General features: G+C 61.8%; 1 protein-coding gene. It reads right to left on the bottom strand.

The annotated features are described in order from the left end of the window. The coding region (locus E0T84_RS31595) for a toprim domain-containing protein (RefSeq protein ID WP_249383798.1) at positions 1 to 578 on the bottom strand (578 nt) is incomplete at both ends.

The following is a 578-nucleotide window of genomic DNA, read 5'->3' as shown; positions in this document are numbered from 1 at the left end:
ACCCGCACTGTCGGGTCCATGGTGGTTTCCCACAGTTCCTTGGCATCCATCTCGCCCAGACCCTTGTAACGCTGGATACCGTCGTCGACGTTGATGCGTTTGCCGGCCGCCCGGCCGGCCTCCAACAGACCGTCGCGCTCGCGGTCGGAGTAGGCGAACTCCGGCTCCTGACGCTGCCACTTGAGCTTGTACAACGGCGGCTGGGCCAAAAAGATGTGGCCGTGCTCGACAAGCGGTTTCATGAATCGGAACAGCAACGTCAACAGCAGCGTGGAGATGTGCTGACCGTCCACGTCGGCGTCGGCCATCAACACGATCTTGTGATAGCGCAGCTTGGAGATGTCGAACTCGTCGTGGATACCGGTGCCCAGCGCGGTGATGATCGCCTGGACTTCGGTGTTCTTCAAAACCCGGTCGATACGGGCCTTTTCGACGTTGATGATCTTGCCGCGAAGGGGCAGGATCGCCTGGAACATCGAGTCGCGGCCGCTCTTGGCCGAGCCACCGGCCGAGTCACCCTCCACCACATACAGTTCCGACTTCGTCGGGTCCGTCGAGCGGCAATCGGCCAGCTTGCC

This window comes from Mycobacterium sp. DBP42 (assembly GCF_005924235.1).
Classification (GTDB): Bacteria; Actinomycetota; Actinomycetes; order Mycobacteriales; family Mycobacteriaceae; genus Mycobacterium; species Mycobacterium syngnathidarum.
The sequence above is the reverse complement of the archived record's forward strand: the minus strand, read 5'-3'. Positions and strand labels throughout refer to the sequence as shown.